This window comes from Streptomyces sp. NPDC107521 (genome assembly GCF_055598485.1).
Map to the genome: position 1 here is coordinate 53,441 of NZ_JBVKAT010000006.1, position 19,041 is coordinate 72,481.

The following is a 19,041-nucleotide window of genomic DNA, read 5'->3' on the forward strand; positions in this document are numbered from 1 at the left end:
CCCCGCAGCCGTCCGCCCCCTCCGTCCGTCCCGCGACCGCCCGCCGCCGTGCCCCGCGCGCGGCCCTTCGGGGATGTGAAACATTTCCCGCGCCCCACCGCATCAGTGAAGTGAAGGCAGTGACACGGCGGACCGGGGAACGGTTCATGGGGGGCGCGGCGGATGAGGCAGGCACGGGCGGACGAGTACGCCGAGTTCGCGGCGGCGCGGGCCGGACACCTGTACCGCTCCGCGTGCCTGCTCACCGCCGGGGACACCCATCTCGCCGAGGACCTCGTCCAGGAGACCCTCGGACGGCTCTACGTGCGCTGGGGGCGGGTCTCCCGGGTCGGGAACCCGGCTGCGTACGCGCAGACCGTCCTCACCCGGGTCTTCCTCGCCCATCAGCGGCGGCGCAGCAGCGGGGAGCGGGTGACCGACGTGCTCCCGGACCTGCCCGGCGCCCAGGGCGGGGACGCGCCACTGCGGCTGACCCTGCTGGACGCGCTCTCGCGGCTGCCGCCCAAGGACCGGGCGGTGATCGTCCTGCGCTACTGGGAGGACCGCTCGGTGGAGCAGGCCGCCGACGTCCTCGGCGTCAGCTCGGCGGCCGTCCGCACCCGGTGCGTGCGCGCGCTGGGCCGGCTGCGGCACCTGCTGGGCGAGGATCTGGCGGAGTACGTCCGGCCCTGAGCGCCGGGGGCCCCGCCGCCCGTACCGCGCCCGTCCACCGGGCCCCCGCCGCCGGGCCCCGCCGCCGCCCGGACCCCTCCCGTCCGGCCCCCTCCGTCCGGCCGCCGTTCACCCGTCCCCGTCCGTCTTCGTCCGTCTCCGTCCGTCCGTAACTCCGGGTTCCGCGCGGAACCCGTCTCCAGCACCGTGTGGAAAGGGTGGTTCACCATGTCCGGAACTCCGCCGAAGGACCCGTTCGAGGAACGGCTCTCGGGCGCGCTGCGCGACGCCGGGGACGGCTTCGACACCGACCGCGCGGCCCTGGTCGCCGCCGGGCGGAGCCTCGGCCGCCGGGCCGCGCTGCGCCGCCGGGCCGGGATCCTCGGCGGGGCGGCCGGGATCGCCCTGATCGGGGTGGGCGGCGCGCTGGTGCTGCCCGGCACCGGCCCGGACGACGGGGCGGCGCACCGGACGTCCGCCGCCGCCGAGCCCGCCGCCCGGCCCGGGCGTGCCCCCGCCGCCTTCACCTCCGGCGACCTCCTCAGGGAGTTCAAGGCGGTGCTGCCGCGGGCGCGGTTCAGCGGGGAGGAGGCGCAGGGCACCGGCGCGCGGACGCCCCCGCACGCGCGGCTCGTCCTGGACGACGGGCACGGGGCGGCGGCCGTCGGCATCGGCTTCGCCCGGCTGGAGCCCGGCAGCGCCGCTGTCCGCGAGGCGACCCGGTGCCCCGACCGGGCCTTCACCCCCCACGACGCCTGCGTGACCGAACGGCTGCCCGACGGCTCGGTGCTCACCGTGTTCCAGGGGTACGAGTACCCCGACCGCCGGGTGGACACCAAGTGGTGGAGCGCCGATCTGGTCACCGCCCGGGGGCAGCACATCTCCCTGAGCGAGTGGAACTCCCCCGCCGAGAAGGGCTCCCCCGTCAGTCGGCCCCAACCTCCGCTGAGCACCGCGCAGTTGAGGAAGGTCGTCACCGCCGGGGTGTGGCGCCGCGTGGCGGACACCCTGCCGGACCCGGCGAAGCAGGGCGGCACCCGTCCGCCGGCGCCCCCGTCGGTCCCGGGCGAGGCGGTCCGCGCCACGCTCACCCGGCTGCTGCCCAGCTCGGCGAAGGTGGTCGCGAAGGGCGCCCAGGAGACCGAGTTCGCCCATGTCGTGGTGGAGGACGGGCGGGGCCGGAGCCTCGTCCAGGTCAATGTGCAGCCGCGCACCGAGGGCGACCGGTGGGAGGAGGGCGCGGCCGAGCCCCGTCCCGACGGCTCCCTCGTCCTCACCTCGAAGGCTCCCGGAGAGAAGGGCGGCCCCGGTGTCGTGCAGTGGACGGCCGACACGCTGCGGCCCGGCGGACTGCGCGTGGTCGTCAGCGCCTTCAACTCCGATACGCAGCACGGGGCCGCGACCCGGGACACCCCGGCCCTGACCATGGCGCAACTGGAGGCGATCACGCTCAGCCCGGAGTGGGACGCGCTGCTGTAGCGCGGCACGGGGCGGGAGCGGCGCCCGGCGGGGCCCGGCGTCCACCGCGGGGGCGCCCTCCCGGCAGCCGTGAGGGGGCCGGGCACGCGCCCGGCCCCCTCACCGGCCTCCGGTACCGGGCCCCGTCCGGGCCCCGGGCCCGCCTCTCCCCTGCCGAAGTGACGTGCCAAGCCCCGGCGTTGACGCGGCGTCGGCCTACTTCTCCGAGGCGCCCCCGGTCCCGCCGGAGGCACCGTCCTCGGCGGACGCCGCGGTCTCGGCCGACGTCCCGGTCTGGGCGGACGCCGCGGTCTCGGCCGACGCCTTGTCCGTCACGGAGGCGTCGGCCCTGCCGGAGGCCCCGTCCTCCGCCGCGTCCGCGGTCCCGTCGGCCTTCCCGTCCGTGTCGGACGCTCCGTCCTCGAAGTAGGCGTCCAGGACCTCGTCCAGGGCCGCGTCCCAGTCCTTGAAGCGGCTCCGGGACGGCGCCTCGACCTCGATGGGGTACCAACGGCGGTCGGGGGTGTGCACGGTGACGGTGTACCGCTTGCCGAAGCGGGCCGTCTCGGTCTCGACGGCGCCGATCTCGTCCCAGCGGAACTCGCACTCCTGGTCGTCCAGGGCGAGCCGGACGCCCCGGTGGTCCGCGACGATCCGCGCGCGGCGGTCGGCCGCCTCGAAGGCCGGGCCCTCCACCGCTTCGGACTCCGGTTCCGCGGCACCGCCGTCGGGCTCGGCCGCACCGGCCTCCGGACCGCCGGGGGCGGCGTCCTCCCCGGTCACCTCCGCCGTCCCGGGACGCGCGGCCTCCGGGGCGCCGGACACCCCGGGCGCGGTGAGCCCGGGGATGAAGGCCGGGTCGGACCCGGCGCCGTTCAGGGGCTGGCTGCTCGACTCTATGCGCTGCTCCACGCGGGCAGTATGGTCGACGATCCTGTGCCGGAGACAGTCGGGCCCGTCATCGTTATCAGACCCCTACCCGCGGCCCGCCCCGCGCCCCCGGTCAGCCGAGGACGGCGAGCGCGTCGATCTCGATGAGCAGCCCGGCGGGCAGACCGACGTAGACGGTGGTGCGGGCGGCGGGCGGCTGGGTGAGGCCCTGCTCCTCGAAGTACGCGTTGTAGAGGGCGTTCATCTCGGCGAAGTGGTCGACGTCGGTCAGGTAGACGCGGATCATCATCACGTCGTCCCAGCCCGCGCCGCCCTCCTCCAGGATGGACTTGACGTTGGCCAGGGTCTGGAGGGTCTGCTCGCGCAGGGTGGGGCCGGCCGGGCTCGGGGCCTTGCCCTCCTCGTGGGGCAGGAAGCCGACCTGACCGGCGACCTGGAGGATGTTGCCCTTGCGGACGCCGTGGGAGAACTTCGCCGGGGGCGTGGTGTGGGTGGCCGGGGTGAGAGCGGTCTTGTCGGTCATGCCCTGTCCTTCTCGAAGCGGTGTTCGGGGTGTTGCACGGGGGTCCTGCCGGAGTACTCGCCGCTGATGGCGTCCGCGGTGCGGCGCAGCAGCGGGAGCAGGGTGAGGAGTTCCTCGGCGGTGACGACGACGTTCGGCGCGGAGACCGACATCGCGGCGACCACCCGGTCGTCGGCGCCCCGGATGGGCGCGGCGATGCAGTTGATGGACTCCTCGTGGCCGCCGAGGTCGGTGGCCCAGCCCTGGTCGCGCACAGCCGCCAGCTCCTTGAGGAAGGCGTCGGCGTGGGGCGTCGAACGGGCCGTGTAGAGGGGGTAGTCGAGGTCGTCGGCGATGGCCCGGCGCTCGCTCTCGGGGAGGTCGGCGAGGAGCAGCTTGGCGACGGCGGCGACGGTGATGGCGACGGGCTTGCCGATCCGGGAGTACATGCGGACCGGGTAGCGGCTCTCGACCTTGTCGATGTAGAGGACCTCGCCGTCCTCCTGGACCGCGAGGTGGACGGTGTGCCCGCACTGCTCGTTGAGGCGGACGAGGTGGGGGTGGGCGATCTCGCGGACGTCCAGGTTCTCCATCGCCTCCTGGGCGAGGGCGATCAGCCGGGCGCCGAGGCGGTAGCGCTGGTCGGACTGGCGGTAGACGAGGCCGTGGTCGTGGAGGGTGCGCAGCAGGCGCAGCGCGGTGGACTTGTGGACGCCGAGGCGGCCGGCGACCCGGCCCAGGTCGGCGGGGCCCTCCGCGAGCAGCGGCAGGATGCTGAGCGCGCGGTCGACGGTCTGGCTCATGGTGTGCGTACCTCCTCGTCGGCCCCCTGGCCGGTTCCCTCGCCGGTCCGGGTCCAGCCGGGGCCCAGTCGCAGTCTGCCCCACGCGTCGTCGTCGAGGGCGGCCAGGCGGTCCGCGAGGTCGCGGGCGGGCGGCTCGGCGAGGTCGCCGGGGACGGTGAGCGCGGCGGCGGCCATCAGGTGGCCGTGGCGCAGCCGGTCCCGTACGGGCAGGCCGCGCAGGGTGGCGGAGAGGAACCCGGCGGCGAAGGCGTCCCCGGCGCCGACGGCGGCGACGACGTCGACGCTCAGGGCGGGGACGGTGGTGACGTGGGGGCCGTGGAAGGCGGTGGCGCCGGTGGCGCCCTGCTTGACGACCAGGACCTCCGGTTCGGGCAGGGCGGCCCGGACCGCGTGGGGGCCGCCGGCGCCCCAGGCCTCGTCCTCGCCGACGAAGACGACGTCGGCGCCGCGGGCCAGTTCCAGCAGGACCCGGGGGCCGTCGCCGCCGCGCCACAGCCGGGGCCGGTGGTTGACGTCGAAGGAGACCAGGGGGCGGCCGGGGCGGCGGGTGGTCAGCTCGCGCATCAGGGCGAGGCAGTCGGGGGAGAGGGCCGCGGTGATGCCGGACAGGTGCAGGACGCGCCCGGAGTGGACGGCGGCCAGGTCCAGGGTGTCCGGGGACATGGCGGAGGCGGCGGAGCCGGCCCGGTAGTAGGCGACCTCGTGGGCGGCGGTGGCGCGGTCCCCGGCGGTGCGGAAGTAGATGCCGGTGGGCCGCTCGGGGTCGCGGCGCACGGCGGAGACGTCGACGCCGTAGGCGGCGATGGCCCGCACCAGGTGGTCGCCGAAGCCGTCGGCGCCGACCCGGCCGACCCAGCGGACGCGGTGTCCGGCGGCGGCCAGCACGCAGGCCACGTTGGACTCGGCGCCGCCGATGGCCCGGTCGAAGGAGGGCACGTCGGCGAGGCGGCCGGGCCGCGTGGGCAGGAAGGTGACCATGGACTCGCCGAGCGCGACGACGTCGACGACGACGTCCGGGGTGGTGTCACGGGGGCCGTCGGCGGTCACGATGGTGTGGGCTCCTTGTCCTCTCGCGGGGCCCGGCGAATCCGTTGACCACGCATCGGGCGAGATGTTAGACAGCAGTGAGCGACATACGCAATGAGTGTTGCGGACACTGCAACGCCTCACTTCAGGAGGGCAGGCCCATGGGCCGCGACGCCACCGGCACCGACACCGACACCGGCGCACACCCCGGCACGGGCGCACCGCCCGGGACGGGCCCCGGCCCGGCGGACCGTGCGGGCTCCCCCGCCACCCGGCCGGAGTCTCCCGCCACCCGCCCGGAGTCTCCCGCCCTCCTGGCCCGGCTGGCCGCGGAGCCCGTCGACCACCGCTTCAAGGGGCTGCCGCCGGACGCCGACGGGCTGACCGTCGGGGAGCTGGCAGCCCAGCGCCGCAACCTGTTCACCGGCGGCTTCACCACCCCCGTCCTGACCCTGTCCGCCGAGCGCCTGGAGCACAACCTGGCGCTGATGGAGACCTACGCGGCCCGGCACGGACTGGCCTTCGCGCCGCACGGCAAGACCTCCATGGCCCCCCAGCTCTTCCACCGCCAGATCGGGCACGGCGCCTGGGGCGTCACCCTGGCGGTGCCGCACCAGGTGTGGGTGGCGCGGGCCTTCGGCGTCGGCCGGATCTTCCTCGCCAACGAAGTGGTGGACGCCGCCGCGCTGCGCCGGATCTCCGCCGAGCTGGACGCCGACCCGGACTTCCGCTTCCTGTGCTACGTCGACTCGGTGCGCGGCGTCGAGCTGATGGACGCCGCCCTGGCCGCGGCCGGGGCCGTCCGCCCGCTGGACGTGGTGGTCGAGCTGGCCGCCGGGGAGGGCGCCCGCACCGGGGCGCGCACCGCGGCGGAGTGCGCCGCGGTGGCCGACGCGGTGGCCGGGACGCGGACGCTGCGGCTGGCCGGGGTCGCCGGGTACGAGGGCGAGGTGCCCGCGGCCGACCCGGAGCGGGTGCGCACCTGGCTGCGGCGGCTGGTGGCGCTGGCGGCGGAGCTGGACGCGGCGGGCCGGTTCGACGGGGTGGACGAGGTGGTGCTGAGCGCGGGCGGCAGCGCCTGGTTCGACGCGGTGGCCGAGGTGTTCGCCGAGGTGCCCGAGCTGTCCCGGCCGGTGCTGAAGCTGCTCCGCTCGGGCGCGTACGTCTCCCACGACGACGGCCACTACAAGGAGCTGACCCCCTTCAACCGCGTCCCCGACGAGGGCGCGCTCCTGCCCGCGCTGCGCCTCTGGGCGCAGGTGGTCTCCCGGCCCTCCCCGGAGCAGGCGTTCGCCAACGCGGGCAAGCGGGACGCCGCCTACGACCTCGACCTGCCGTCCGCCCAGGTGGTCCGCGGGGACGACGGCACGGAGCGCCCGGCGGACGGGATCGCGGTGAGCGGGCTGTCCGACCAGCACACCTGGCTGCGCACCGGGCCCGAAGCCGTCCTGGCGCCCGGGGACTGGCTCGGCATGGGCCTGTCGCACCCCTGCACGGCCTTCGACAAGTGGCCGCTGATCCCCGTCGTCCGGGCGGACGGGACGGTCGTGGACTACATCCGTACGTTCTTCTAGGAAGAGGGGAGGTTCCGGTGGAAGAGCTGGTCATCCGGGACGCCGACGTCGTGGACGGCTCGGGCGGGGACTCCTACCGCGCCGACGTCGTCGTCGACCGCGGCCGCATCACGGGCATCGTCAAGGAGGCGGCGGCCGCGGGCTGCATGCGCCCCAGGGCCCGCCGCGAACTGGACGCCGAGGGCCTGGTCCTGGCGCCCGGCTTCGTCGACATGCACGCCCACAGCGATCTGGCGCTGCTGCGCGACCCCGACCACCGGGCCAAGGTCGCCCAGGGCGTCACCCTGGAGGTCATCGGCCAGGACGGGCTGTCCTACGCGCCGGTCGACGACCGGACCCTCGGGGAGGTGCGCAGCGCCATCGCCGGGTGGAACGGCCCCGGCGACGACATCGACTTCGACTGGCGGTCGGTCGGCGAGTACCTGGACCGGCTGGACCGGGGCATCGCCGTGAACGCCGCCTACCTGATCCCGCAGGGCACCGTCCGCGCCCTCGTCGTCGGCTGGGAGGACCGGCCGGCGACCGCGGCCGAGCTGGACCGGATGCGGCGGCTGGTGGCGCGGGGCATGGAGGAGGGCGCGGTCGGCATGTCCTCCGGGCTGACCTACACGCCCGGCATGTACGCCGAGGACGCCGAGCTGACCGAGCTGTGCCGGGTGGTCGCCGGGTACGGCGGCTACTACTGCCCGCACCACCGCTCCTACGGGGCCGGGGCGCTGGCGGCGTACGAGGAGATGGTGCGGCTGGCCCGGCGGGCGGACTGCCCGCTGCACCTGGCCCACGCGACCATGAACTTCGGCGAGAACGAGGGCCGCGCCCCCGAGCTGCTGGCCCTGCTGGACGGGGCCCTGGACGCCGGGGCCGACATCACGCTGGACACCTACCCCTACACCCCCGGCTGCACCACGCTGGCGGCGCTGCTGCCGAGCTGGGCGGGCGAGGGCGGTCCCGCCGAGACGCTGCGGCGGCTGGCCGACGACGCGACCGCCGCGCGGATCCGGCACGACCTGGAGGTGACCGGCTCCGACGGCTGCCACGGGGTGCCGGTGGACTGGGACACGATCGAGGTCTCCGGCGTGACCGACCCGGCGCTCGCCGGGTACACCGGCCGCACCGTGCTGGAGTCGGCGCGGCGGCGCGGGGAGAGCCCCTGGACGGTCGCCCGCCGCCTGCTGCTCGCCGACCGGCTCGGGCCGACGATCCTCCAGCACGTCGGCCACGAGGAGAACGTCCGGGCGATCATGCGCCACCGGGTCCACACCGGCGGCTCGGACGGCATCCTGCGGGGCACCCGGCCCCATCCGCGGGCGTACGGCACCTTCCCGCACTATCTGGGGCGCTACGTGCGCGAGCTGGGCGTGCTCTCGCTGGAGGAGTGCGTCGCCCACCTCACCTCCCGGCCCGCGGCCCGGCTGCGGCTGCCGGACCGGGGCCTGGTCCGCGAGGGGTACCGCGCCGACCTGGTCCTGTTCGACCCGGTGACGGTCGCGGCGGGCAGCACCTACGAGGAGCCGCGCCGCCCGCCGGTCGGCATCCCGCACGTCCTGGTCGACGGGCGGTTCGCCGTGGAGGACGGCCGCCGCACCGACGTCCTGGCGGGCCGCTCGGTCCGCCGGACGCCCCGGTGAGGCGGACGCCCCGGTGAGCGGCGCGGGCGGGCGCCCGGGTCGCGGGTGCCGGGCTCCGCGTCCGGCGCGGGGCCCGGCCGCTCCCGTTACGGCTTGGGCAGGGCGCATCCGGCGCGGGTGAGGTCCAGCTTGTTGCCGGCGCCGAAGCAGCCGGGGATCTGGTAGCTCTGCTGGGCGTAGTTGATGCCCCGGCGGACGGTGACGGTGCCGTCGGCGGCGACCTCGCAGGGGTTGTTGTCGGTGCAGCGGGCCCCGTCCTCGTTGCCGGTGTTGTTGACGGCGACGACCTTGCCGGTGGCGTTGTCGACGACCGGCGACCCGGAGGTGCCGCCGATGGTCTGGCAGGCGGAGGTGTAGCGGATGGAGTCCTTCCAGGTCCACTGCCCCTCCTTCAGCCGGTAGGCGAAGCCGTCGACCGAGCAGGAGTAGGTCCGCGTCCAGTAGCCGGAGACGACGGTGATCGCGGTCCCGGCGGCCGGGCGGGTGTCGGCGAGGGTGAGCGGGGAGATCCCCGAGGAGGTGCGGATCTGCGCGTAGGTGCTGGTGAGCTGGTAGAGGGAGACGTCCGTGTCGGTCATCGTGCCGTAGGCGAGCTTGGCGGCGCGCAGGGTCGCGACGCGCGTCCCGGCGGCGTTGAGGAGGCTGAAGGTCCGGCTGGAGGCGCGGTCGACGAGGACCTGGCCGGCGGCCGGGAAGCCGGTCTCCAGGCAGTGGCCGTTGGACATCACCAGCGCCGGGTCGTTGTCGCCGGAGGAGGGCAGGCGGACGAGGGCGCCCGAGCAGTTGCTGAGCGCGACGGTCCCGGCGAAGGAGACGGCCTGCGCGCCGGCGGGCTGTGCGGTGGTGGAGGTCGCGTGGGCCCGGGGCACGGCGGCCGCGGCCGGGGCCGGGGCGGGCGCGGGGGAGACGGACGACGCGAGCGCCGGTGCCGCGCCGAGGCCGGTGAGGGCCAGGGTGGTGAGCACGGCCAGGAGAGGCTTCTTCATGTGGGGGTCCCCTCTGAGGCGGGCACCGGAGATCTTCCGGCGGCCTTTTTGTCATGCACATTTTTGACATGACCGGCGCACCCCACAAGAAGGCGAACGGGTCACTTCCGGACCCCTCCCCGCCCCCGCTCCCCCGCCCCCACCGCCCGGCCGGGTGACGAATCCGGCGAAACGTCCGGTTCCACGTGGCGGACAACACGGCCCGCGCGCCGCGGCCGGGCCGTAAGCTCACGGACATGCAGGTGATCCAGTCGACCAAGCTCGCCAACGTCTGTTACGAGATCCGGGGCCCGGTGCTCGAGGAGGCGATGCGGCTGGAAGCGGCCGGTCACCGCATCCTGAAGCTCAACACGGGCAACCCGGCGGCCTTCGGCTTCGAGTGCCCGCCCGAGATCCTGGAGGACATCCTCCGCAACGTCTCGTCCGCGCACGGCTACGGCGACGCCAAGGGCCTGCTGGCCGCGCGCCGCGCCGTGGTGATGCACAACCAGACCCTCGGCATCGAGACCGACGTCGAGCACGTCTTCATCGGCAACGGCGTCTCCGAGCTGATCGTGATGGCCATGCAGGCCCTCCTGGACGACGGCGACGAGGTGCTCGTACCGGCCCCGGACTACCCGCTCTGGACGGCCGCCGTCTCCCTGTCCGGCGGCACCGCGGTGCACTACCGCTGCGACGAGCAGTCCGACTGGATGCCCGACCTGGCCGACCTGGAGCGGAAGATCACCGACCGCACCAAGGCCCTGGTCATCATCAACCCGAACAACCCCACCGGCGCGGTCTACGACGAGAGCGTGCTGCGCGGGCTGACCGACCTGGCCCGCCGCCACAACCTGCTGGTCTGCTCCGACGAGATCTACGACCGCATCCTGTACGACGACGCCGTCCACATCCCGACCGCCTCCGTCGCCCCCGACCTGCTCACCCTGACCTTCAACGGCATGTCGAAGGCGTACCGGGTGGCCGGGTACCGGGTGGGCTGGATGGCGATCTCGGGCCCCCGCGCGCACGCGGAGTCCTACATCGAGGGCCTGACGATCCTGGCCAACATGCGGCTGTGCGCCAACATGCCGGGCCAGCACGGGGTGGTGGCCGCGCTCGGCGGACGGCAGACCATCGACGACCTCGTCCTGCCCGGCGGCCGGCTGCGCGAGCAGCGGGACGCGGCCTACGAGGCGCTGACCCGCATCCCCGGGGTGAGCTGTGTGAAGCCGAAGGGCGCGCTGTACCTGTTCCCGCGGCTGGACCCCGCGGTGTACAAGATCAAGGACGACCGGCGGATGGTCCTGGACCTGCTGCGACAGGAGAAGATCATGGTCGTCCAGGGCACCGGCTTCAACTGGCCCGATCCCGACCACTTCCGGGTGGTGACCCTGCCGGCCGCCGGGGACCTGCGGGACGCGGTGGAGCGCATCGGCACCTTCCTCGACGGCTACGGCCAGGTCTGAAGCCCCCCGCACGGCCGGGCGTCCCGGCCCGCGCGGCCCAGGCGCCCGGCCCGCGCGGCCCCGGGCCCCCGGGCCGCGCCGCCGCACATCCGGTCCGCGCCGCCGGACGCCCGGTCCACCACGTCCCGGACCCCGCACGGCCCGACACGGCCCTCATTTTAGACTCGATCCAATGTAGGATGGTTTCCTGAAAGCAGTCAGGAGGCCGTTCCATGTACGAACCGATCCGCAGCACATCGGTCCACAGCACGGCCGGCGCCCCCGCGGACTTCCCCGGCCGGTCCCGTGAGGACGAGCTGGACATCCAGCTCGCGGGCCATCTCTCCGCGCTGCTCGCCGCCACGGACGAGCTGCGCGCGATGGCGCCCTCCGGTGATCTGGACACCGCCGCCGACCGGCTCGCCGAGCAGGTCGCCCGGTTGCGGGGAGGCCGCGCGCCGGTCCGCGCACCCCTGCCGTCCGCGCCCGCCGCGCGGCGCCCGGCCGCCCTGCACCGCAGGGCGCACACCCTGGCCGGCCGCGCCCTGGTGGTGGCCGCCTCGCGCGCCGACACCGCCGCCGCGATCCTGGCCGCCGAGCGGATGGACGCCCACGCCGCCGCCGGGGAGCGCCGGGAGCTGGCGGCCTGAGGGCCGGGGCCCGCCGCGGCGGGCCCGGAAACGTTCTCGGGCCGGGGCCCCGCACGCCGTTGTGCGGGGCCCCGGCCCGTGGTGCGGGGCCGCCTCCGCTCCGGGGAAGTTCGAGCCACTGGAGCGGGGAGCGGCCCCCTCGCGGCCGGCCTTCGTGACGACTTCGCGGGTCAGGGCTAGTCGGACCGGCCGCGGAGCGGGTGGCGGGAGGTCAGCCCAGGCGCTCCACCAGCGCCCGGTACTGCTCCCACAGCTCGGCGGGGGTGTGGTCGCCGAAGGTGTTCAGGTGGTCGGGGACGAGCGCCGCCTCCTCGCGCCAGACCTCCTTGTCGACGCTGAGCAGGAAGTCCAGGTCGGCCTCGGGCAGGTCGAGCCCCTCGGTGTCCAGGGACTCCTTGGTCGGCAGCACGCCGATCGGCGTCCCGACGCCCTCGGCCCGGCCCTCCAGCCGCTCGACGATCCACTTCAGCACCCGGCTGTTCTCGCCGAAGCCGGGCCAGACGAACCGCCCCTGGTCGTCCTTGCGGAACCAGTTGACGTAGTAGATCCGGGGCAGCTTGGCCGGGTCCTTGTCCTTGGCGACGTCGATCCAGTGGCCCATGTAGTCGCCCATGTTGTAGCCGCAGAACGGCAGCATGGCGAACGGGTCGCGGCGCAGCTCGCCCACCTTGCCCTCGGCGGCGGCGGTCTTCTCGGAGGCCACGTTGGCGCCGAGGAAGACGCCGTGGTTCCAGTCGAAGGACTCGGTGACCAGCGGGACGGCGGAGGCGCGGCGGCCGCCGAAGAGGATCGCGGAGATCGGCACGCCCCGGGGGTCCTCCCACTCCGGCGCGATGATCGGGCACTGCGCGGCGGGGGTGGTGAAGCGGGCGTTGGGGTGGGCGGCCGGGGTGCCGGACGCCGGGGTCCAGTCCTGGCCCTTCCAGTCGGTGAGGTGGGCCGGGGTCTCCTCGGTCATCCCCTCCCACCACACGTCGCCGTCGTCGGTGAGGGCGACGTTGGTGAAGACGGAGTTGCCCCACAGCGTCTTCATCGCGTTGGCGTTGGTGTGCTCACCGGTGCCGGGCGCGACGCCGAAGAAGCCGGCCTCGGGGTTGATCGCGTAGAGGCGGCCGTCCTCGCCGAAGCGCATCCAGGCGATGTCGTCGCCGATGGTCTCCACCGTCCAGCCGGGGACGGAGGGCTCCAGCATGGCGAGGTTGGTCTTGCCGCAGGCGGAGGGGAAGGCGGCGGCGACGTACTTGGCCTCGCCGGTGGGCGGGGTGAGCTTCAGCACCAGCATGTGCTCCGCGAGCCAGCCCTCGTCACGGGCCATGACGGAGGCGATGCGCAGGGCGTAGCACTTCTTGCCGAGCAGCGCGTTGCCGCCGTAGCCGGAGCCGTAGGACCAGATCTCGCGGTCCTCGGGGAAGTGGGAGATGTACTTGGTGGTGCTGCACGGCCAGGGCACGTCCTGCCCGCCGGGCTCCAGCGGGGCGCCCACGGTGTGCACCGCCCGGACGAAGAAGCCGTCCTCGCCCAGCTCGTCCAGGACCGGCTGTCCCATGCGGGTCATGGTGCGCATGGAGGCGGCGACGTAGGCGGAGTCGGTGATCTCGACGCCGAGCGCGGAGAGCGGGGAGCCGAGCGGACCCATGCAGAAGGGGACGACGTACATGGTCCGGCCGCGCATGGCGCCCCGGAACAGCCCGTCGGCGCCGGTGAAGATCTCCCGCATCTCGGCGGGGTCCTTCCAGTGGTTGGTCGGGCCCGCGTCCTCCTCCTCGGCGGAGCAGATGAAGGTGCGGTCCTCGACCCGCGCGACGTCGGAGGGGTCGGAGGCGGCGTAGAAGGAGTTGGGGCGCTTGACCGGGTCGAGCCGGACGAAGGTGCCCTTCTCCACCAGCTCCTCGCACAGCCGCTCGTACTCGGCCTCGGAACCGTCGCACCAGACCACGCGGTCCGGCTGGGTCAGTCCGGCGATCTCGTCGACCCATGAGGCCAGTTCCCGGTGCCGGGTGGGGAGGACGGGGGGAGCCGCGATGTCGGGCGCCACGATTGCTCCTTGATGAGGGTTTTCGGGTGGGAGGCCCCGTGGGGGCTGCGACCCGGATGCGTCCCATGGGTTCCCGCCGAGACCCCATGCCGCTCATCCGGTGCCGACCGCACTCATTTGATCATCCGACGCCCGCGCCCATATGTCCAGAGGGCCTCACACTTGAGCGGCGTGACGATCGCCACGGACCTGGGCACTTCTCCGTGTTTTTTTGCGTTCACCCGACCTTCGGCTGAAACTTCTTTTACCCGCGGCGGCGAACACCCCCCTGCCCGCCGGGCTCCGGGGCGGCCCGTGGAAGAATGGCGCGGCACCGCACGCCGCCCGGCATGGATCACACGGCCGTACTGACGCGTAACCTACGGTGGCGTAGGTACGATGCGGCCATGACTGCGCCCGCCCACGACGTTCCCGGGGACAGGCCGGCCGCCGGCCCCGCCCCCGTTCCGCTCCCCCCGCCGCACCCGGTGAAGCCGAAGCTGCGCGGCTGGCTCCATCTCGGGATGTTCCCGGCCGTCCTCGTCGCCGGCCTGGTGCTCACCGCGCTCGCGGAGACGACCAGGGGCCGCGTCGCCTGCGGGATCTACGTCCTGACGGCCTGTCTGCTGTTCGGCGTGAGCGCGCTGTACCACCGGGGCGACTGGACCCCGCGCATGGACGGCGTCCTGCGGCGGCTGGACCACGCCAACATCTTCCTGATCATCGCCGGCACCTACACCCCGCTGACGATCCTTCTCCTCCCGGAGGCCCAGGGGCAGTGGCTGCTCTGGGGAATCTGGGCGGCGGCGGCGGCCGGCATCGCCTTCCGCGTCTTCTGGGTCGGCGCCCCGCGCTGGCTCTACACCCCCTGCTACCTCGCCATGGGCTGGGCGTCCGTCTTCTACCTGCCCGACTTCATGCGGACCGGCGGCATCGCCGTCCTGGTCCTGGTGATCGTCGGCGGCCTGCTCTACAGCGCGGGCGGCGTCATCTACGGCATCAAGCGCCCCAACCCGTCACCGCGCTGGTTCGGCTTCCACGAGGTCTTCCACTCCTTCACCCTGGCCGCCTTCATCGCGCACTACGTGGGCATCTCCCTCGTCGCGTACTGATCCGGCGGCACCCACCCCGTCCCCCTTCTCCCCCGGGCCACGGTCTCCCCGCCGTGGCCCCTCGCGTGCGCCCGCGCCCCCTCCCGGGCCGGTGCGCCCCGGCCGTTCAGGCCGTGGCCCCGCCCGCGCCCGATGCCCGACAATGACCGCATGACGGCCGCACGCTCCCCGCTCTCCCCCGCCGACCGTCCGCAGCCCGGTCTGCGGGAACGGAAGAAGACCAAGACCCGCCTGGCCATCCGCGCCGCGGCCTACGCGCTGATCCGGGAGCAGGGGTACGACGCCGCCACGGTGGAGCGGATCGCCGAGCGCGCCGAGGTCTCGCCGTCGACGGTCCTGCGCTACTTCCCCACCAGGGAGGACATCGTCCTCACCGACGAGCACGACCCGCTGCTGGTAGCCGAGCTGACCGCCCGCCCCGCCGGTGAGCCGTGGCGCGCCTCGCTGCGGCACGTGCTGCGCAGCGCCGTCGTCCGCGGCGTCGAGGAGGAGCCGGAGCTGACCCGGATGCGCACCCGGCTGATGGCCGAGGTCCCGGCGGTGCGCTCCCGGATGCTCCAGAGCGTGTCCGTCACCGGGCGGCTGCTGGCCCGCGCCGTCGGGGACCGCACCGGGCTGGACCCGGACGGCCTGGAGGTGCGGGTGCTGTCGATGTCCCTGGTCGGCGGCCTGCTGGAGGTCTCCCAGTACTGGGCCGAGCACGGCCACGAGGACGACCTCGGCGGCCTGGTCGACCGCGCGCTGACCGTCCTGGAGGACGGGCTGGCCACCCCGGGGGCTGACCGCCCGCTCGTCGGGGGCTGACCGCCCGCCCGTGCGGCACCCGCGTGCCGCCGCCCGCCCCCATGGCATCCTGGGCCGGGTGAAGCCTTCCGAGATCCGTGTCGCCCTCGCCCCCGGACTGCTCGTGTTCGCCCCCGCGGCCCGGCGGGACGGCACCGCGTCCGTCGCCGCCGACGGGGTCTCCACCCTCGGTCATGTCGTCGAGTCCCTCGGTGTCCCGCTGACCGAGGTCGGCGCGATCCGGTGCGACGGCCGGGAGGTGCCGCGCGGCCATGTGCCCTCCGGCGGCGAGTCGGTGGAGGTCGACACCGTGCCGCGCCCCCAGCGGGTGCCGGGCGCCCCGCTGCGCTTCCTCCTCGACGTGCACCTGGGCACCCTCGCCCGGCGGCTCCGCCTGCTCGGCGTCGACACCGCGTACGAGTCGACGGACCTGGGCGACCCGGCGCTCGCCGCGCTGTCGGCGGCGGAGAAGCGGGTCCTGCTCAGCCGCGACCGGGGGCTGCTGCGCCGCCGCGAGCCGTGGGCGGGCGCCTTCGTCTACAGCACCCGCCCCGAGGAGCAGCTCGACGAGGTGCTGGACCGGTTCCGGCCCGAGCTGCGCCCGTGGACCCGCTGCACCGCCTGCAACGGTCTGCTGCGGCGGGCCACCCCGGAGGAGGTGGCCGGTCAGCTCAAGGGCGGCACCCGGCGCTCGTACGACGTGTTCGCGCGGTGCGGCGACTGCGGGCGGGCCTACTGGAAGGGCGCGCACCACGAGCAGTTGGAGGCCATCGTGGAGCGCGCCGTCACGGCCTTCGCGCCGGAGGGCGGCCGGGGCTGAGGGCCGCCCCGGGAGGGCGGCCGGGGCTGAGCTTTGGGGGCCGGGGGCCGGGGGCCGCCCGGGTCCCCCTGAGGGAGCACGGGCGGCCCCGGGTCCTGGGGTCTTTCGTCTGGATCGGGCCGGACCCCGCGCGCCCGGCCCGATCCGAACGGGAGGCCCTAGCTCCGGCCGCGCGCGTCCCCCGGGCCGCAGGCGGTGCCGTCGCGGTCGCGGTCCAGGCGCAGCGGGTCGTCGCCGTTGACCTTCAGGACGCCGTAGTCGTTGCGCCGCAGCCAGTCGCAGCGGGCGGCGGCGGTGGGCGCCACCTCGTCGGGGAAGGCGGTCGGCACGCAGACGTTGGCGGAGCCGTAGTGCCGGTCGCAGCCGGAGACGGTGGGGCTGACGGGCTGGGAGGCGCGCTCGCGGCCGGGCCCGGTCACCTTGCCGGAGAGCGCCCCGGCGAAGTCGTGGGCGTGCCCGGAGGGCTGCGCGGCGGCAAGCGCGGGCGGGCCCTGGAGGTGGACCCACTTGGCCACCGAGGGCACGCCGTTGGCGTCGACCGCGAAGAGCATGTACCAGCCGGGCGGGGCCAGGTCGGGGTTGGCGGTGACATTGAGGTCGACGGTGGTGCCGTCCACCGAGAGCGGCAGGTCCACGAACCGCTGGTTGGGGTCGGAGGAGTGGGTGACGGCGGCCGGGCGGATCAGCTCGGCCTTGGCGATGGGCCGGTCGACGGTGATGCGCTGGGTGTCGCCGTAGGTCCACTCGGTGTCGATCAGCGAGGTGATGACGGGCCGTTCGCCCCGGAAGAGGTAGGGCGGGCTGTAGACGGACACGTTGTGGTTCCAGGAGCCGTTGCCCGGGTTGTCGCCGGTGGACATGACCCGGCCGTCGGGCAGCAGGAACGACGACGAGTGGTAGCCGCGGGCCTGGGGGTCGGCGGCCACCGGGTCGAAGGTCCCGGTCGCCGGGTCGAAGAGGGAGGACTCGAAGACGGGGTCGGCCCGGTTGTGGAGGGCGCCGCCGGTCTCCAGGACGCTGCCGTCGGGCAGCAGCACGGCGGAGACGTACATCTTGCCCTGGGCGCCGGTCTGCGGGACGGGTCCGTTGCCGAGGTCGACGGTGCCCTGCGGGAGCGGGGGCCCGGGGGTGTAGGCGGGGTCGGGGCGCTTGAGGTCGATGATGTCGGTGAGCCGGTTGGCGTCCGGGTTGGAGTCGATGTTGCCGCCGCCGATGGTCAGCACCCGCTGGTCCTGCGCCGGGGGCAGCAGCACGCTGGCGGACTGGTCCCGCACGTCCTTGTCCTGGAGTCCGGGGACCTGGGTGACGGTGTTGGCGTCGTAGTCGTAGACGGCGGCGCCGGTGCCGGGGATGTTGTTGCCGAAGACATGGCTGCCGGAGTAGAAGAGGCGGCCGTCCTGCATGAGGATCATCGACGGGTAGAGGCCCCAGTAGGACCAGGTCTGGTTGACCTGCCAGGTGGGCAGCCACTTCTGGTCCCGGTCGGACCAGCGTTCGGCGGTGACCGAGCCGGTGGAGTCCTCGCGCAGCCCGCCGAAGGAGAGGACGTCGCCGTTGCCGAGGACGGTCGCCGACGGGTACCAGTGGCCGTCGTTCATGTCGTTGGTCCTCGTGTACGTCTCCGTCGCGGGGTCGAAGACGTAGGAGTCCTTGAAGCCCTGGTAGCCGACGGTGCCGTCGGCGGAGGGGTATCCGGCGTTGCCGCTCATCACGAGGACGCGGCCGTCCTGGAGCTGGACGTGCCCGGCGCAGAACATGTCCTTGGGCGTCGGCACGGTCCGGTAGGCGCCGGTGGCCGGGTCGTAGACGGCGGAGGTGAAGGTGCCCGCCCTGAACATCTCCGGGTCGTTGCCGCTGCCGGCGATCAGCAGCACCTTGCCGTTGTGGAGGACCACGGAGTGCATGGAGCGGACCGGGTTCTCGGTGGGCAGCACCTCCCAGCGGCCGTCGGCGCAGTCCTCGGCGAGGGCGGTGCAGCCGGGGTCGGGGTCGGGCAGGGGGACCTGCTCCATGGCGTAGTCGTCGGTGGTGACCGAGCCGGTGCCGTGGACGGAGACGCCCCAGCTGATGCGGTCGGTGCCGGCGGGGACCTCGGGGGTGCGCACTCCCGCCTCGGTCCAGTCGGCGGCCGGGGCCAGGGTCTTGAGGTCGGTCCAGTACTGCCAGCCGCCGGCGGCGTCGTGCCGGAAGAGGGTCAGGGAGGCGTCCGGGGTGGTCGACCTGTACCAGAGCGACAGGTCGTACTGGCGCCCGGCGGCGACCACCGGCGCGCAGGCGGCGGACTCGGTGATCAGGGCCTTGCGGTCGCCGTCGGCGCGGCGGGTCAGCTCGACCTTCATGGCGGCGGTGCCGGTGCGGGCGTCGGAGGTGGTGGTGAAGGTGAAGTCGTTGTCGCCCCAGCCGGACTTCTCCCAGCAGTACGGCATGCCGTCGGGTCCGGGCGTCTCGAAGCCCGGGTTGCTGATCAGGTTGGCCGCGGCGGCGGACTGGGGGGCGGTGAGCAGCAGTCCGGTGGTGAGCGCGCCCACCGCGAGCAGGGCGGCGCTCCGGCGTCCGGGGCCCCGGCGGGGGCGGTGGCCGGTTCGGTGGCGGTGTCTCATGCGGTCCTCCTGGGGCTTCGGCGGCTGCGCGGGAGGCGGGCCCGCGCCGCGGTCCCGGCGGGACGCGGGGCGCGGGTGACGACGGGGGCGTCAGGGGCGACGGGGACGTCAGGG

The 19,041-nt window shown here is 74.5% G+C and carries 16 protein-coding genes; 9 read left to right on the forward strand and 7 right to left on the reverse strand.

Features of this window, described 5'->3' with window-relative positions:
• The first annotated feature begins 162 nt into the window (after positions 1-162).
• Complete coding sequence (locus ACZ7LB_RS11495) at positions 163-672, forward strand: SigE family RNA polymerase sigma factor (protein ID WP_265295877.1); 510 nt, start codon at positions 163-165, stop codon at positions 670-672.
• A 207-nt stretch (positions 673-879) separates the two neighbouring features.
• The gene (locus ACZ7LB_RS11500; protein ID WP_471467253.1) at positions 880-2,130 is read left to right on the forward strand and encodes a hypothetical protein; all 1,251 of its coding nucleotides are present in this window, start codon (positions 880-882) and stop codon (positions 2,128-2,130) included.
• Positions 2,131-2,325: 195 nt separating this feature from the next.
• Here the strand turns inward: ACZ7LB_RS11500 and ACZ7LB_RS11505 are convergent, their stop codons facing one another.
• The 4 genes from ACZ7LB_RS11505 to ACZ7LB_RS11520 form a co-directional block, all read right to left on the reverse strand.
• Positions 2,326-3,021, reverse strand: coding sequence for a hypothetical protein (locus ACZ7LB_RS11505; protein WP_471467255.1), 696 nt, complete (start codon positions 3,019-3,021; stop codon positions 2,326-2,328).
• 91 nt (positions 3,022-3,112) lie between these two features.
• Entirely contained in the window at positions 3,113-3,523 is a 411-nt protein-coding gene (locus ACZ7LB_RS11510) for a RidA family protein (RefSeq protein WP_471467257.1), read from the reverse strand.
• Positions 3,520-4,305 (reverse strand): IclR family transcriptional regulator, encoded by a 786-nt coding sequence (locus tag ACZ7LB_RS11515; RefSeq protein ID WP_471467259.1) that lies wholly within the window; start codon positions 4,303-4,305, stop codon positions 3,520-3,522. Before ACZ7LB_RS11515 ends, ACZ7LB_RS11510 begins: the two co-directional genes overlap by 4 nt.
• On the reverse strand, positions 4,302-5,354 hold the full coding sequence (locus tag ACZ7LB_RS11520; RefSeq protein ID WP_471467261.1) for a sugar kinase: 1,053 nt from the start codon (positions 5,352-5,354) through the stop codon (positions 4,302-4,304). Before ACZ7LB_RS11520 ends, ACZ7LB_RS11515 begins: the two co-directional genes overlap by 4 nt.
• Before the next feature lie 140 nt (positions 5,355-5,494).
• Here ACZ7LB_RS11520 and ACZ7LB_RS11525 point away from each other — a divergent pair, with 140 nt between their 5' ends.
• On the forward strand, positions 5,495-6,907 hold the full coding sequence (locus ACZ7LB_RS11525; RefSeq protein WP_471467262.1) for a type III PLP-dependent enzyme domain-containing protein: 1,413 nt from the start codon (positions 5,495-5,497) through the stop codon (positions 6,905-6,907).
• A 17-nt stretch (positions 6,908-6,924) separates the two neighbouring features.
• Positions 6,925-8,535, forward strand: a complete 1,611-nt coding sequence (locus ACZ7LB_RS11530) for an N-acyl-D-amino-acid deacylase family protein (RefSeq protein WP_471467264.1) — start codon at positions 6,925-6,927, stop codon at positions 8,533-8,535.
• Between the two features lie 86 nt (positions 8,536-8,621).
• On the opposite strand, the gene ACZ7LB_RS11535 is transcribed toward ACZ7LB_RS11530, so the two are convergent.
• On the reverse strand, positions 8,622-9,521 hold the full coding sequence (locus ACZ7LB_RS11535) for a S1 family peptidase (RefSeq protein ID WP_471467266.1): 900 nt from the start codon (positions 9,519-9,521) through the stop codon (positions 8,622-8,624).
• 236 nt (positions 9,522-9,757) lie between these two features.
• Between ACZ7LB_RS11535 and ACZ7LB_RS11540 the strand changes: the two genes are divergently transcribed.
• On the forward strand, positions 9,758-10,969 hold the full coding sequence (locus tag ACZ7LB_RS11540; protein ID WP_471467268.1) for a pyridoxal phosphate-dependent aminotransferase: 1,212 nt from the start codon (positions 9,758-9,760) through the stop codon (positions 10,967-10,969).
• A gap of 212 nt (positions 10,970-11,181) precedes the next feature.
• Positions 11,182-11,598, forward strand: a complete 417-nt coding sequence (locus tag ACZ7LB_RS11545; RefSeq protein ID WP_471467270.1) for an SCO4983 family protein — start codon at positions 11,182-11,184, stop codon at positions 11,596-11,598.
• Between the two features lie 211 nt (positions 11,599-11,809).
• Here ACZ7LB_RS11545 and ACZ7LB_RS11550 read toward each other — a convergent pair whose 3' ends face one another.
• Complete coding sequence (locus ACZ7LB_RS11550; protein ID WP_471467272.1) at positions 11,810-13,633, reverse strand: phosphoenolpyruvate carboxykinase (GTP); 1,824 nt, start codon at positions 13,631-13,633, stop codon at positions 11,810-11,812.
• A gap of 386 nt (positions 13,634-14,019) precedes the next feature.
• Here ACZ7LB_RS11550 and trhA point away from each other — a divergent pair, with 386 nt between their 5' ends.
• From trhA to ACZ7LB_RS11565, 3 genes are all read left to right on the forward strand, one after another.
• Entirely contained in the window at positions 14,020-14,724 is a 705-nt protein-coding gene (trhA, locus tag ACZ7LB_RS11555) for a PAQR family membrane homeostasis protein TrhA (protein ID WP_471467274.1), read from the forward strand.
• Positions 14,725-14,874: 150 nt separating this feature from the next.
• Positions 14,875-15,528 (forward strand): TetR/AcrR family transcriptional regulator, encoded by a 654-nt coding sequence (locus tag ACZ7LB_RS11560; protein ID WP_471467275.1) that lies wholly within the window; start codon positions 14,875-14,877, stop codon positions 15,526-15,528.
• A gap of 58 nt (positions 15,529-15,586) precedes the next feature.
• On the forward strand, positions 15,587-16,327 hold the full coding sequence (locus ACZ7LB_RS11565) for a Mut7-C RNAse domain-containing protein (RefSeq protein ID WP_471467277.1): 741 nt from the start codon (positions 15,587-15,589) through the stop codon (positions 16,325-16,327).
• Positions 16,328-16,485: 158 nt separating this feature from the next.
• Here ACZ7LB_RS11565 and ACZ7LB_RS11570 read toward each other — a convergent pair whose 3' ends face one another.
• Positions 16,486-18,927 carry a galactose oxidase-like domain-containing protein gene (locus tag ACZ7LB_RS11570; protein WP_471467278.1) on the reverse strand — a complete coding sequence of 814 codons (2,442 nt, stop codon included), beginning with the start codon at positions 18,925-18,927 and terminating at the stop codon, positions 16,486-16,488.
• Between the last annotated feature and the right edge of the window lie 114 nt (positions 18,928-19,041).